We start from the raw sequence: 14,785 nt of genomic DNA on the forward strand, positions 1-14,785 counted from the left end.
GGTTTCCATCATTTTTATTCAAATAATCCCATACTCAAATATCGTTCTCCCGTATCAGGTGCAATACATAAAACCTTTTTACCAGCGCCTAATCGTTTTGCTATCATAATCGCTGCGTAAACAGAAGCTCCAGAAGATGGTCCAACTAATAACCCCTCTTGTCTTGCTAAGTTTCTCATTGTCGTTAAAGCCTCTTCGTCTGCAATTTGAATAATTTCGTTATACACTTCTGTATTTAAATTTTTCGGGATAAACCCTGGACTTGTTCCTACTAGTTTATGAGGACCTGGAACACCGCCCGATAGTACGGGAGATCCTTTCGGTTCTACTACTGCAATATATAAGTTTGGTAGTTTCTCTTTTAACGTTTCACCAGTCCCTGTAATAGTTCCACCAGTTCCTGCCGTTGCAACAAAAGCATCAAGCTCTCCATCCATTTGTTCATAAATTTCAATTGCAGTCGTATAACGATGAATATTCGGATTTGCTGGATTTTCAAATTGTTGTGGAATAAAACTATTTGGAATTTGCTTTTGCAGTTCTGATGCCTTCGCAATTGCTCCTGGCATTCTTTGTTCTGCTGGTGTTAAAACTACTTCTGCGCCGTATGCTTTCAATAAATTTATACGCTCTTTTGACATATTGTCTGGCATAATTAAAATCGCTTTATATCCTTTTGCAGCTGCATTCATCGCTAAGCCTATTCCTGTATTTCCGCTTGTCGGTTCAATAATTATATCTCCTGGTTTGATGAGACCATTCTCTTCTGCAACATGCAGTAAATTATAGGCAGCACGGTCTTTCACACTGCGTGACGGATTAAACATTTCTAGTTTTACATACACATCTGCTGCGTCTTCTGGAATAAATTTAGATAATCGGACGACAGGTGTATCCCCTATTAATTCTGTAACATTTTCACATAATTTCATAGTGCATCCCCTATTCTATCGTTTTCTTATCACTTGGTAATAACCAAGAAGTAAGTCCAATTAATGGTAGACAACTACATAGTAACATAATGAATTGTAGACTATATATATCAGCTAATTTCCCAAGAATTACAGAACCTAAAGCGCCCAGTCCAAACGCAAGTCCTACAATTAATCCAGATACCATCCCTACTTTTCCAGGAACAAGCTCTTGCGCATAAACAACAATTACACTAAAACTACTTGAACTAATAAAACCAATACATAAAAATAGCGGTACGACCCACACGAGCGAAACATGAGGTAATAACAGGGCAAGTGGCGCCGAACCTATCATTGAAAATACAATAATTGTTTTCTTTCCAAATCGATCTGCTAACGGTCCACCAAAGAAAGTTCCTAATACACCGGCAATCATAAATGCGAATACGAAATACTGGGCATTTTTTATAGATAAACCGTAATGTTCAATTAAGTAAAATTGATAAAAATTCCCGATACCAGCACCGTACCAAGAACGTACAAAAGTAAGAAAAACAAGAAGTAGAATAACAAATTTAATATGTGTACTTACAATCGCATTTTCCGCCTCAAGCGCAGCCCTCTTTTTTCTTCTCACAGCGCCAGTTGCTAATTCATTCCTATACCAATTTGATACGAAAATTAATAATACAATTCCTACTGCTGCAAAAGCTGTAAAACCTAAAGAGCCAATTTGGCCGAGCGGAACGAAAATTAACGCTGTAAAAATAGGAGCTAGGGAATTCCCTGTATTTCCTCCCACTTGATAAATCGCTTGTGCTAAACCTCGTTTTGCCCCTGCCGCCATATAAGCAACGCGAGCACCTTCTGGATGGAAGACTGCGGAACCTAATCCGATAAATAAAACAGAAATAATAACAATAATAAAGTTCGGTGCAAAAGCAAGTCCAATCATCCCAAGCATACTCGAAAACATACCAAGCGGTAATAAAAATGGTGATGGCTTCTTATCCGAATACATACCAAAAACCGGTTGCATAATCGATGACGTCATATTTAATGCAAACGCAATCCATCCTACTTGCATATAGGATAAATTCATCGTTTTTTCCAAAATAGGAAACAACGCCGGCACAACTGCTTGCATCGAGTCATTTAAAAAATGACCGAAACTAATCGCAAATAGTATTCGATATATCGTCGGTGTTTCCATTGTATTTTTTTTCGAAACTGCCTGCATATATGAATCTCTCCTTCCTGTACAAAATATATATTTATTACAGTAGGTGTAATAAATTCTGACTTTTGAAACATTTATATTCTATACTGGTTTCATTTCTTTTTCCAGAAATATCACTTCTTACATAATATATTTTTTCTATACGTTTTATCGGATTTATTTATAGAAATTTTCTATATTTTCTTTTATACTAGGACAGAGATGAAGGGAAGGATGACAACTATGAAGAAAAAAACTAAAGGAATCGTTGCACTCTCAATCACATTATCTATTTTTTTAACAGCATGTGGTCAAAAACAAGAGACAACAACTACCGGGGAAAAGAAAAAAGAATCTTCAAAACGCGTATTAAATATTGTAGAAGCTGGGGAAATTTCTACACTTGATTCGTCTATCGCAACCGATGGGTTTTCTTACGCTGCATTAAACAACGTAATGGAAGGATTATATATGCCTGGCCCTGACAATAAACCTGTTCCTGCGGCAGCTGAATCATACAAACTGAGCGAAGACGGAAAAACATATACATTTACATTACACGATTCAAAATGGTCAAATGGCGATCTAGTGACTGCTCATGATTTTGAATACGCATGGAAACGTGCCGTAAATCCAGAAACTGCTTCTGAATACGCACATATTATGTTCGATATTAAAAATGCAGAAAAAATAAATAAAAAAGAATTACCAATTGATTCATTTGGTGTAAAGGCGATTGATAATAAAACGCTTGAAGTGCAGTTAGAACACCCTGTTCCATACTTTTTAGGGTTAATGGGATTTGCAACATTTTATCCTCAAAACCAAAAGGTTGTAGAAGCGCAAGGGAAAAATTACGGACTTGAAGCTGCAAATGTAGTGTATAACGGGCCGTTCCAATTAAGTGAATGGAAACATGATACAAGTTATAAAATGACAAAAAATCCGAACTACTGGGATAATAAAAATGTGAAGTTAAATGAAATTAATGTAAATATCGTAAAAGATACTTCAACAGCCGTTAATTTATTTGAAAGCAAACAAGTAGACCGAATTACGATTAATTCAGAGTTTGTTGATAAATATCAAAAAGATCCGAGCTTAAAGAAGATGGAACGTCCTTCTATGACATTTTTCCGATTTAGCCAAAAGAATCCTTTATTAGCTAACAAAAACGCTCGAAAAGCTATTTCGCTAGCTTTTGATAAACAAGGAATCGCAACAACAATTTTAAATAATGGTTCTATACCTGCGAATGCATTCGTTCCGAAAGGATTTGTAAAAGGACCTGATAATAAAGATTTTCGCAGTACAAGTAATGTAAAAGTAGAAACAAATGTGAAAGAAGCTAAAACACTATGGGAAACTGCGAAAAAAGAAACAAATTTACAAAATGCTTCTCTTTCCATCATAACAACTGATGAGTCTAACGATAAAAAAATTAGCGAGTTTTTAAAAGGTGAATTGGAGAAAAACTTACCTGGATTAAAAATCACATTACAGCCCCTTCCAGTAAAAGCATTTTTAGATCGTGAAGGAAATGGTGACTATGACATTTCACTTTCTACATGGGGGCCAGATTATCCTGATCCTACAACATTCTTAAATATGTTTGTCACTGACGGACCGTTTAATAAAATGAGTTATTCAAACAAACAATACGACGAATTAATTGAGAAAACGAACTCTACTTTAGCAACTGATTTACCAGCACGTTGGAAAGCGTTCCAAGATGCAGAGAAAATCTTACTCGAAGATGATGCAGCTATCGCTCCAATCTTCCAATCAGGACTTGTATATTTAGAACGACCAACCGTAAAAGGTGTTGTTATTCGTCCATTTGCAGGAATTTATTCTTATAAATGGGCCTCTATTACAGAATAAGAAAAAGGCGATCCTAACATATATTAGGATCGCCTTTTTTATTAAATCGCAAAACGCTTATACTTTTCGTAATCACTCGTCTTACATTCTACTTCTAGTTTCGTACCTTCGTTTTCATAACTCGTAGATAAAACGTGCGCATGATTATTGAAATAAGAAACTACCTGTCCTTGATCATACGGAATTAACATTTCGCACTTCGTATACTCTTTATAGATGTGTGAGCGAATCATTTCGACAAGCTCTTCTATTCCAATATGTTTCTTCGCCGATAAATAAACGCGTTCTTCTTGTACTTTCGGAATTTCAACATCTACCATATCTGATTTGTTATAAGCATAAATGGTTGGAATATTTTCTACTCCAATTTTCTTTAACGTTTCATTTGTAATATCAATTAACTGTTCATAATTTGGATTAGCGTAATCTACAACGTGAATAAGTAGGTCCGCTTCCGCTACTTCTTCTAACGTTGAACGGAACGCTTTCACAAGGTGATGCGGTAATTTGCTCACAAATCCAACTGTATCTGTTAATAAAAATGACTTGTTATCTGGCAAATCAATATTTCGCACAGATGTTTCTAACGTCGCGAATAACATATCTTTTTCAAATACTTGTTTTTCTTCTGTACCATTATAAATTTCAAGCATCGCATTCATCGTCGTTGACTTTCCTGCGTTCGTATAACCTACTAATGCTACAACTGGTACTTCATTTTTCTTACGCTGCTTTCGTTGCGTTTGACGCTGGGCAACAAGTGCTTCTAGATCTTTATTTAAAACTGAAATCTGTTCTTCAATTTTACGACGATCTAACTCTAATTTCTTCTCACCGACACCTTTATTTTTCGTACCAACTCCGCCGCTCTGTCTTCCTAACGATTCACGAAGCCCGATTAAACGAGGCATCATATACTGAAGATGCGCTACCTCAACTTGCAACTGCGCTTCTTTCGTTTTCGCACGTTGCGCAAAAATATCTAAAATTAATATAGTACGGTCAATTACTTTGCAATCTAAATCCGCTTCTAAATTTCGAATTTGAGAAGGCGATAATTCGTCATTAAAGATTACCATATTCGCATCTACTTCATTTACATAGGCTGCTACTTCTTCAATCTTTCCTTTTCCAATATAATGTGACGGATTTACTCGTTGTAAATTTTGTGTCACTTGCCCGATTACCTCTACATCACAAGCTTCTGCAAGATTCGTTAACTCTTCCATCGAATATGCAAAATCATCTTCATTACCTAAATTTACTCCAACTAAAACTGCTCTTTGTAATAATTCTTCCATATATTTATTCCTCCATTTCGATTACGTAAAATAAAAAACACAGATCACTGCCTGTGTTTTCGTAAACGGATAAGGGTTCACCAAAGAAATAGAAGAAAGTTATACTTTCATCCTATCTCATAGTCAAAAAGTCCCAAGATCATATACGTATCCACAATAAGTGTTCACCTATACGATCCCATTCTATTTATAAAGGCAAAACAAAAAGAGGGCGTATTCGTCCCTCCCTCTTTTTCACATATAAGCTTAATAAAGGGTTCCTTTAAAATAGGCAGACCAATCCCGTTCACTCTGCACACAGACAGAGCCTTTGAGCGCTATTCAATTATTGGCACAAAGTATTGAGACGTAATCTGATTAAGATCAAAGGAAGCCCCTCCGTTCATTTTAAGTTACATAAAGTGTAGCATAAGTAATTCGCTTTCACAAGATTAAACCACCTATAGAAACAGAAAGAAAATCCTTATATATTTACTTTAATCGTCATTTTTTGCGCGTTCTTCTTACAATAAAAATCGCAAGAGCTACTATCAATAACAGACCTATAGAAAGGGTAACAACTTGCCACCAACTGAAACCGCTCACCATGTCATCTTTCAAATTGACTTTCTTCGTCGGAACAGATTCTTTTGCAATTTGACTTAAAGCCACTTTGTCCGCCCCTGCCTCATCTAATCTCTTCGTTCCATTGCACATAGATGTCTCTAACTTTCCTTCTCCTCTATTAAAAGCAAAGACTAAATACTCTCCTCCCTCCCCAAAAGGAAATGTACAGCTACTAAAACTTGTATATATAATAATTTGCGAAGAGCTTGTCCCTTTCCAAATTCTCTTCACTTCAAATAATATTTCCATTTTCCCGTCCTTCTTTTGAACTTCTAATACCTTACCTTCAAATACTACATCTGTTTTTTGTAACCTCTCTTCTGGTGATGCTTTCATACACTCACAAGCGTAAGACTTCTCTGGTAAAATAAAATAAGTAAAGCTACAAATTAAAACTAGAGACAATACATATACGATTCTTTTCAAGAATCTCAAACCCCTTTACTATCAATTTTAGAAGCTTCCGTATATTATTTGGACATCACTCCTCAAATCCCTTTTCGCTTTATTAAAATATACTGATTTTCACAAACGAAAAATCTTTATTGACATATTTATGACTTGATATTAGTATCAGGTTATAAAAATAAGTTAGGAGATGTTCCTATGCTTTCTAAATCTCGTATTACTGCAATTGGTACTTATGTTCCAAATCAAATATTATCTAATAACGATTTAGAGAAAATGATTGATACGAATGATGAATGGATTGTACAAAGAACAGGAATGAAGGAAAGAAGAATTGCTTGCGAAGACGAATACTCCTCACACTTAGCCATTAAAGCAATTGAAAATTTATGTACAACTTTTAAAAAGAACTTAGAAGATATAGACTGTATCATCGTCGCTACAACAACCGCTGACTATGTTTTTCCGAGTGTCGCGTGTCAAATACAACAACACTTCAGCATACCTCATACAATAGCATTTGATTTAAATGCGACTTGCGCTGGTTTCACATATGGCCTGCACGTTGGGAATAGCTTAATCACTTCTGGATCACACGAAAAAGTACTTGTCGTAGCGACAGAGACATTATCTAAAGTTACTGATTACACCGATAGAACGACTTGTATTTTATTTGGCGATGGTGCTGGAGCTATTTTATTAGAAAGAGATGAAAACAAACCAAGCTTTATCGCTGCTCATATGGGAACAAATGGGCACGGTGGTATTCATCTATACAGAACAAACTTATCTACTACTATGAATGGCACACAGCTGCAAACAAATGAAAAAATCGTGCAAAATGGGAGAGAAGTATATAAATGGGCAACACGTACGGTGCCAGCAGGTATAAAAGAACTATTACATACCGCTAATATGCAAATAGATGAAATAGATTGGTTCATTCCTCATAGCGCTAATTTACGCATGATCGAATCTATTTGTGAAAAATCTCAAATTCCAATACAAAAAACATTAACGAGCGTGGAATATATGGGGAATACATCTTCTGTCTCTATTCCACTCGCTCTAGATTTAGCTAGAAAAAAAGGAAAATTAAATAATGGAGACACACTTTTACTATACGGGTTTGGTGGTGGTCTTACGCATTTAGGGCTTATTGTGGAGTGGGATTTAAACTAAAATTTTTCTTTTATACAACTAACTACAAAAAAGCTGCATTCAAAGATTGGTTACCTCCCTTTGAACGCAGCCTTTTTTATCTTAATTTTATTTACCTGTCCGAGCCCATATCACAACAGGAATAAGCATGAAAGCTAACACTCCTCCAGCTAATGACAATGCTGCATAACTTGAATTCGCTACTACCATTCCTGACATTGCTCCGCCTGAAGCTCCCGCTAGTGCAATAAACACATCTATTTTCCCTTGTGTTTTTGCACGTGTGGAAGGGATAGTTGCATCAACAATTTGAGCCGTACCACTTATTAAACCGAGGTTCCATCCTAATCCAAGCAAAGACAAAGCAACAATTAATAGTATTAAAGAATCACTTGGCGCTATCGCCGCTATACTACCAGCTGCTAGTAAAATTACTCCTCCAGCTATACTCATCGTAGTTCTGCCAATTTTATCAATTAACATTCCCGTAACGAGAGATGGAAGATACATTGCACCTACATGAAAACCAATTACAAGACCTACTGCACTTAAACCGTGTCCGTGGTGTCCCATATGAACTGGCGTCATCGTCATAATCGCAACCATCACGATTTGTGTAAGTATCATTACGATTGCTCCAACAGTAATTCCTCGTTTATTTTCTATCGCTTCCTCTGTTACCACTTGCCCTTTATATGTATGTTCTTGTTTATATGTTTCTATCATATTAGCAATAAGTAACGGATCTGGACGAAGCATAACAAATAGGACAATACCCGCCAGTATAAATGCAGCTGCCGATAATATGAACGGACCAGCTAGTTCAGGGATTCCAATTGAATGAGCAAACGTTCCCATTACACCTACTAAATTCGGTCCTGCAACTGCACCAAAAGTCGTCATTACCATCGTAATACTAATAGCAGTTGCTCTTTGCTTCTTATTCGCTAAATCCGTTCCAGCATAACGCGCTTGTAAATTCGTAGCTGTGCCCGCGCCATATATGAGTAAAGAAACTAGTAAAAGAATAATACTATTTGTTAAAGCTGCTAATACAACTCCAATAGCCCCTAGTCCACCTACTATAAAACCTGCTGCAAGTCCTATGCGACGACCATGTTTTTGCGATAACTTTCCAACAAAGAAAGCTGCTACCGCCGATCCCAATGTAAACATAGCAGCCGGTAATCCTGCATATGCATCTGTCCCAAGCATTTGCTGTGCAAGTAGTGCACCTACTGTAATTCCAGCAGCTAACCCTGCCCCGCCGAACATTTGTGAAATGCTTACGATTAGTAATGTTCTTTTGTATAATTTTTGTTGTTCTTCTTCTGTATATATATGATTACTCTCTAAATCCCCCACCTTATCTAACAATTCCTCATCCTCCCTTTGAAATGAAACCCTCTTGTTAATGTACTATAGAACAACAAAATCCCCAAATTTAAAATGCTGAAATTTATTTATACATGTAAAGAGCCCCACGGTTTATGTTTTTCCCATTACCGAGGGGTTCCCAAAATAATTATACTAATTTTATCACAGCTAGCAATCCATCATTTGAATATAACTCACCTTTAGATTATTTCCCTTAGACTCCCCCTATAACTCTTTCCCCTCTCTTTTTACTCAAAGTCTTTCCTTCCCAAAATAACAAACTTACTAAAGCAAAAACTAAAATAATTGGCACACTCACTTTATATAAATCTGTAAAACTCATAGCCATCTGATTCTTAGCATAATGATTCACATCATTCGAAAATGCGAGTACTTCTTTCTTTATACTTTCTTCTTGTTTTTCAACTTCATTTGTCACTTGACTCATAACTTCTTCTCTTTTTACATCTCTATATTCTACTGGAACTTCTCTTAATACTTCATCCACCTTTTGGTGAATTAATTCATCTTTTTTCTCTTTATTTAACTCTACAAATGCTTCATTTTGATCTTTTTCTACATTTGTTTCTATACTTTGGTTCTCTATTTTTCCTTTTGTTATTTGTAATATCTCAGCTTGCTGAGCACTACTCACATGAATATTACGCACTTTTTCTTCTGCATAACGATATACCTTCTCTTTATTTACAGTTATGTTGTGCGTTAAGTTAGATACAAATATTGCAACTGCTAATACAATTCCAACTTGTCGTAACATCGAGACAACACTTTGAGAAGCAGTTAATAATTCCCCTTCAAACGAAGAAGCACTTAAAACTGTAATTGGACCTACTACTAAACCATATCCAACACCTAATATCATGCATGGAATAATTATTTCTATATTTGTTGAATTAACATCAATCATTTGCAACCAATAATAAGATAGACCCATAACAAGAAAGCCTGACAAAATAATAGTTACTTTGCCAAGCTTTTTAATTAATGTTGCTGCAACTGGTGAGACTAAAAATATCATTGCTGAAATAGGTGTCACTAAAAAAGCTGCTTCGATTTCCGTTCGACCTTGTATTTTCGTCAAGAACGTTGGAAGTAATACAGTTACTCCAATTAAAAACAAATTACTTAATATTACAACGATAGATGCTCCAACAAATATTCGATCTTTAAATAAATTTAAATTCACCATTGGATTATGAATCTTTCGTTCCACTAGAACAAATAGAATAAGAGAAATAGTGCTAATTGCATAACAAGACACAGCTATATTACTTTGCCATCCCCATGTATTGCCTTTTACTAATATGAGAGTAAAAGAAAAAATTGCTGTGCTACTTAATAGCAGTCCTATCCAATCTATTTTTGAGATAATACGTTCTTCATTTTTTATTTGTAACATAATGCAGCATAAAATGATTCCAAGAATACAAATTGGAACATTAACGAAGAACACCCATCTCCAACCGAAATTTTGTGTAATAATTCCACCTATTACTGGTCCCATCGCAGCTGATAATCCTTGTGATACTCCTAGAATTGCAAGTGCAACATGCCTCTTAGCTAATGGCATTGCTGATACACCAATTACCATACTAGTCGGAAATAAAATCGCTGCACCTACACTTTGTATAAAGCGAGAAAAGATAAGGAAATCGCCCGTATTAGCAAAAGCGCAAAGTATTGATCCACCACCAAAAATTATCAAACCAAGAATATACATCTTTGCTTTCCCAAAAATATCAGCTATCCGCCCTAGTGGAATGGCGAGTACCGCAATCGTCATCGTATATACATTTAATACCCAAGACATCTTTTCTAATGACGTATTTACACTCGTTTGTATCGCGGGTAAAGCTATATTCATAATTGTCGTATCAATCATACAAAGAAATATACCTAGACACATTAAAAAGACAACCTTAATACCTTTTGATTGCTCCATGTTCATCTACCCCTTTATTTATTATGAACAGATTTTTCATTCTTCCATTTTATTGTGTTCTTTTGCTTCTAGTTGCTCTAGTTTTCTTTTCAACGTCTCTACTTGAGCACTATACGATGCGATACCTACATCGAGTGAAATTTCCTCAACAAAAGTAATACCTTCTCTCCACTTTTCATATTTCAAACGAAGATCCGCAATGTATAGCTCTTTCCTTTCAATTTCGTCCGCAATCCATTTTTTTATCGCCTTATCATCGCTATAATTACCGAAATACATCCTCATTAAAAAATCTGAACGTAAAACATCTTTCTCTACATCTGTTTGCATGTATTGATAAAACTCTTCACGCCCTTCATCTGTAATAAAGTACATTTTCTTATTTGGTTTCCCTTCTTGCATAATAACCTCTTTCTTTATTTTCCCCTCTTTTTCCAACTGTCGTAACGTTGGATAAATCATTCCAAAACTCCCATCAAAAAAATGAGTAAATACGTCTTCGAACACAATTTTAATATCATAACCAGACAATTCTTTTTCCATCAATAAACCTAAAACAACATCTCTTCCCTTCAAAATAAGACCCCCACATTGTATATAATCAATAATCATATTAACAATGTTAATATGATTATTGATTATATACCTTATTCCGTTAATTGTAAAATGTTTCTAAATAAAAAAATACCCTGTAATTTTATTGTTCAAAATTACAGGGTAACTCTACTTTATATTTCATATGTAAACTCTGTACTATTTTACAACTGCATCTTCATTAGCTGCAAAACCCTCTGTCTTTCCCTCTTTTATTTCATGATAATACGAAGGTAATTCTATATTATGTTTTAAGAGATACTCCTCAATTAATGAAATAATCACTTTCAACGTTTTCAATCGAGCGTATAATTTATCGTTACTCGCGATAATTTGCCATTTCGCATTTGGCTTATTTGTTTTTTCAAACATGTCTTCCATCGCTTCAACATATTCATCCCATTTTTCACGGTTGCGCCAATCTTCGTCTGTAATTTTCCATCTTTTCAAAGGATTGTTCTCTCTATCTTTAAACCTCTTTAATTGTTCGTCTTTACTAATATGATAGAAAAACTTTCCGACTATATAATGATCATCTGTTAATAGTTTTTCAAAATCATTAATCTCATCATACGCTCTCGTCCACTCTTCCTTTGTAGCAAAACCTTCAACACGCTCAACTAACACACGGCCGTACCATGAGCGATCAAAAATAGTAATTTGCCCGTACTGAGGAAGTTTTCGCCAGAAACGTTGCAAGTAATGGTACCGTTTTTCATGAAGTGCTGGTGCTCCAATTGGATTTACTTGAAACCCACGCGGATCAAGGTGTTCCGTCACTCTCTTAATCGCCCCGCCTTTCCCAGCTGCATCCCAACCTTCCATAACGAGCATAACTGCAATTTTTTCTTCTTTTACAATTTGCTGAAGTGCTAATAAACGTCTCTGATATTTTTCAAGTTTCTTATTATACTTAGATTTTGATTCTATTCTTTTCGTTAAATCTATTTTAACAAGATGTCCATTTTCCATAAAACAAATCCCCCTTGTTGTATGACAATGTTATTTTAACATATTATTGGAAAATTTTCACATTAGAAAAGTTGTGTAGAAAATCTCTACACAGCTCTCATAAAGAATACAGCAGTTAATATAACCGTAATAACCGCACCTACAATATAAGATGTGTTCAACGGAATATTAAAACCAATTGTTGCATGTAAAATGCAACTTACATTCATGGGTGTCACAAATAGCATTTCACATTATATGGTATATCATCTCAAAAAGAGAAGATAATAACAAATATATTCATTAAAGAATGGGAGTTCTCTAAAAATGAAACGAAAAATATTTTCTCTCTTTGCACTAATCTGTTTAGCACTACCAATACAAGCTAGTGCATACACATTTCAATCACTACCAATCGCATCAAAGTCTAAACAATGGTATATCGAAATTGATAATTCTCATAACGTAAACAAGCAAGCATTGCAGCCAAAACAAGGTGTATACGATACATATAGTTTACTCGTAAAAAACATCGGTAATGATGTATCAAACGTAGCTGTGGAAATACTTGATAACACCCCTACCTCTAAAGCTACTTTTAATGCTACCGCTTTAAATAACAACGTTTCGAAAAGTGATACAAGCTTTGATTACATCGTATTCCCATTAGACTTTAACAGCCATAATTTCAAAGTCGTCATAACTTGGGAAGAAAAGAACTTCTCTTACAACGGCCATCCAGTAAATGAAAGTAAAAAAATGAAACAAACATTTGTATTTAATGAAGAGTAAGCCCTAATTTCTTTAGGGCTTACTCTTTCTTTTTGAAACCAGCTTGTATCGCTTCTGTCGCTTCTTTTGTAATTTCCAGTTCTGTTGCTGTCATACTAATTTTCTTATGCCAAATATGTACGGAAGGCTTTTCATTATAAAGATGTTTTATTAATACTAGTTGATTATATGTGAACTTGTTTTCTCTATGGATGGCTATATAGACTGTGAAATTTTTTGCTTCAAAGATCTTTTCCTGCAAAGTGTATTCGCTGTCCAATTCCTTTGCTACTATGTCGTTCAAGTTTTCTATAATCATATAAGTTATTCTCCTTTCCCTTATATCATCAATCAAATCGTCGAATACTCGGCACACATAACGCTACTCCAATTGTTACAAGTACTAATATAGCTAGTGTTATAATCGTTATCTCGCCACCTATGACAGTAGCTAACCACCCTACTACCACATAACCTAGTGGCAATAAAGCAAATGAACCTAACATATCAAGGCTTGCCACTCTTCCAAATGCTTCTTCTGGCACAAGCTCTTGTAAACTCGTTTCCCAAATGAGTCCAAATATCATCATACCGAAACCTTCAATTGCCATTAATGCAATTAATGCAGGTGCCCAAGCAATAAACGGCATTATTAAAAGCGCACAACTACTTATTAAAACACCACCATAGGCAAGTAGCCCCCGCTTATGCCACCGTTCTCTCCCGCCAAATATTAGCGCGGCAATTACAGCTCCAACACCAGAAGCTGCCATTCCTAATCCATACACGTATGCTTCAAAATGATGATGAACATTAAATAACCATGGAATTAATACGACGATAATTCCTGCATAACAAATATTGATGAAAGAAAAGACTAAAATTGTAATCCATAGCCACGGATGACTTTTTAAAACGAAAACACCCTCCATAAACTCTTGTTTGTAATCAATCTTCCTCTTTTCGATGGGTTTTACTTTTTTAAACTTTATTTCTCTTAAAAATAATAAACAAAAAAATGATAGCAAATATGTTACTGCATCTAGTCCAAATCCTATTCCCGCAGATGCAACTGAAACGATCAATCCTCCAAGAGCCGGTCCAATTAGTCGTATACCTTGATTACTCATTTGTGTTAATGCATTAGCTGCATTTCGAATTTCCGGTACAAATACTTTCGCTCTTACAGCCGCATACGCCGGCTGAAATATCCCTTCCATAAGCCCATACAATGCTACGAGTATATATAGAAGTGGAATTGTTAATACATCCATAAATATAAGTGTTGCAAGCAATAGCATTAATACGCAACGAATTATATCTGTAAATAACATTACTTTCACCCGATCGATTCGATCTACGACTAATCCAGCAAACGGTAACGCAAGAATATTAGGAAGCATGTACATTGCCATAGTCATTCCCATTACAACTGTTGAACCAGTCAACGAATATACAACGACTGGCAAAATCACCATCGTTATCGAACTACCTAATGCCGAAAGTAATTGACCAATCCATAAAAATTTAAAATGTGGTGACGCTTTAACTGGCAATAACAATTTACCGACATAACTTACATTTTTCTCTGTTCGTATTTCTCCTTGCATATCTCTCTCCTCTTTTCAAATGACCT

Annotated in this window: 13 protein-coding genes and 1 pseudogene; 3 read left to right on the top strand and 11 right to left on the bottom strand. The window is 35.4% G+C overall.

Annotation, left to right across the window (positions count from 1 at the left end; all coding sequences use genetic code 11):
* Positions 1-14: 14 nt before the first annotated feature.
* Positions 15-932 carry a cysteine synthase A gene (gene cysK / locus KVT31_RS07335; RefSeq protein ID WP_088095968.1) on the bottom strand — a complete coding sequence of 306 codons (918 nt, stop codon included), beginning with the start codon at positions 930-932 and terminating at the stop codon, positions 15-17.
* Between the two features lie 10 nt (positions 933-942).
* Entirely contained in the window at positions 943-2,154 is a 1,212-nt protein-coding gene (locus KVT31_RS07340; protein WP_088095967.1) for an MFS transporter, read from the bottom strand.
* Between the two features lie 222 nt (positions 2,155-2,376).
* On the opposite strand from KVT31_RS07340, the gene KVT31_RS07345 reads away from it, so the two are divergent.
* Positions 2,377-4,017, top strand: a complete 1,641-nt coding sequence (locus KVT31_RS07345) for a peptide ABC transporter substrate-binding protein (RefSeq protein ID WP_088095966.1) — start codon at positions 2,377-2,379, stop codon at positions 4,015-4,017.
* A gap of 41 nt (positions 4,018-4,058) precedes the next feature.
* Here the strand turns inward: KVT31_RS07345 and hflX are convergent, their stop codons facing one another.
* Together hflX and KVT31_RS07355 are read right to left on the bottom strand one after the other, a co-directional pair.
* Complete coding sequence (gene hflX / locus KVT31_RS07350; protein WP_000391884.1) at positions 4,059-5,318, bottom strand: GTPase HflX; 1,260 nt, start codon at positions 5,316-5,318, stop codon at positions 4,059-4,061.
* Between the two features lie 483 nt (positions 5,319-5,801).
* Positions 5,802-6,350, bottom strand: coding sequence for a cobalamin biosynthesis protein CbiN (locus KVT31_RS07355; protein WP_140392418.1), 549 nt, complete (start codon positions 6,348-6,350; stop codon positions 5,802-5,804).
* A 180-nt stretch (positions 6,351-6,530) separates the two neighbouring features.
* On the opposite strand from KVT31_RS07355, the gene KVT31_RS07360 reads away from it, so the two are divergent.
* Positions 6,531-7,514, top strand: coding sequence for a ketoacyl-ACP synthase III (locus KVT31_RS07360; RefSeq protein ID WP_088095964.1), 984 nt, complete (start codon positions 6,531-6,533; stop codon positions 7,512-7,514).
* 87 nt (positions 7,515-7,601) lie between these two features.
* Here the strand turns inward: KVT31_RS07360 and KVT31_RS07365 are convergent, their stop codons facing one another.
* From KVT31_RS07365 to KVT31_RS30190, 5 genes and pseudogenes are all read right to left on the bottom strand, one after another.
* Positions 7,602-8,870: an MFS transporter gene (locus tag KVT31_RS07365; protein WP_088095963.1), complete on the bottom strand. Its 1,269-nt coding sequence runs from the start codon at positions 8,868-8,870 to the stop codon at positions 7,602-7,604.
* A 214-nt stretch (positions 8,871-9,084) separates the two neighbouring features.
* Positions 9,085-10,833, bottom strand: coding sequence for an MFS transporter (locus tag KVT31_RS07370; RefSeq protein WP_088095962.1), 1,749 nt, complete (start codon positions 10,831-10,833; stop codon positions 9,085-9,087).
* Positions 10,834-10,869: 36 nt separating this feature from the next.
* Entirely contained in the window at positions 10,870-11,409 is a 540-nt protein-coding gene (locus tag KVT31_RS07375) for a PadR family transcriptional regulator (RefSeq protein WP_088095961.1), read from the bottom strand.
* A gap of 177 nt (positions 11,410-11,586) precedes the next feature.
* Complete coding sequence (locus tag KVT31_RS07380) at positions 11,587-12,399, bottom strand: polyphosphate kinase 2 family protein (RefSeq protein WP_088095960.1); 813 nt, start codon at positions 12,397-12,399, stop codon at positions 11,587-11,589.
* Between the two features lie 86 nt (positions 12,400-12,485).
* A pseudogene (locus KVT31_RS30190) lies at positions 12,486-12,623 on the bottom strand (carbon starvation CstA family protein); the annotation flags it as partial.
* 82 nt (positions 12,624-12,705) lie between these two features.
* Between KVT31_RS30190 and KVT31_RS07385 the strand changes: the two are divergent.
* Positions 12,706-13,170 (top strand): hypothetical protein, encoded by a 465-nt coding sequence (locus KVT31_RS07385; RefSeq protein WP_088095959.1) that lies wholly within the window; start codon positions 12,706-12,708, stop codon positions 13,168-13,170.
* Between the two features lie 19 nt (positions 13,171-13,189).
* On the opposite strand, the gene KVT31_RS07390 is transcribed toward KVT31_RS07385, so the two are convergent.
* Both KVT31_RS07390 and KVT31_RS07395 read right to left on the bottom strand, forming a co-directional pair.
* Positions 13,190-13,468: a hypothetical protein gene (locus KVT31_RS07390; RefSeq protein ID WP_088095958.1), complete on the bottom strand. Its 279-nt coding sequence runs from the start codon at positions 13,466-13,468 to the stop codon at positions 13,190-13,192.
* Positions 13,469-13,496: 28 nt separating this feature from the next.
* Positions 13,497-14,759 carry an MFS transporter gene (locus KVT31_RS07395; protein ID WP_088095957.1) on the bottom strand — a complete coding sequence of 421 codons (1,263 nt, stop codon included), beginning with the start codon at positions 14,757-14,759 and terminating at the stop codon, positions 13,497-13,499.
* Positions 14,760-14,785: the final 26 nt, after the last annotated feature.

Origin of the sequence: Bacillus sp. GbtcB14 (assembly GCF_019091205.1) — a bacterium.
In the GTDB taxonomy this organism is placed as follows: domain Bacteria; phylum Bacillota; class Bacilli; order Bacillales; family Bacillaceae_G; genus Bacillus_A; species Bacillus_A cereus_AG.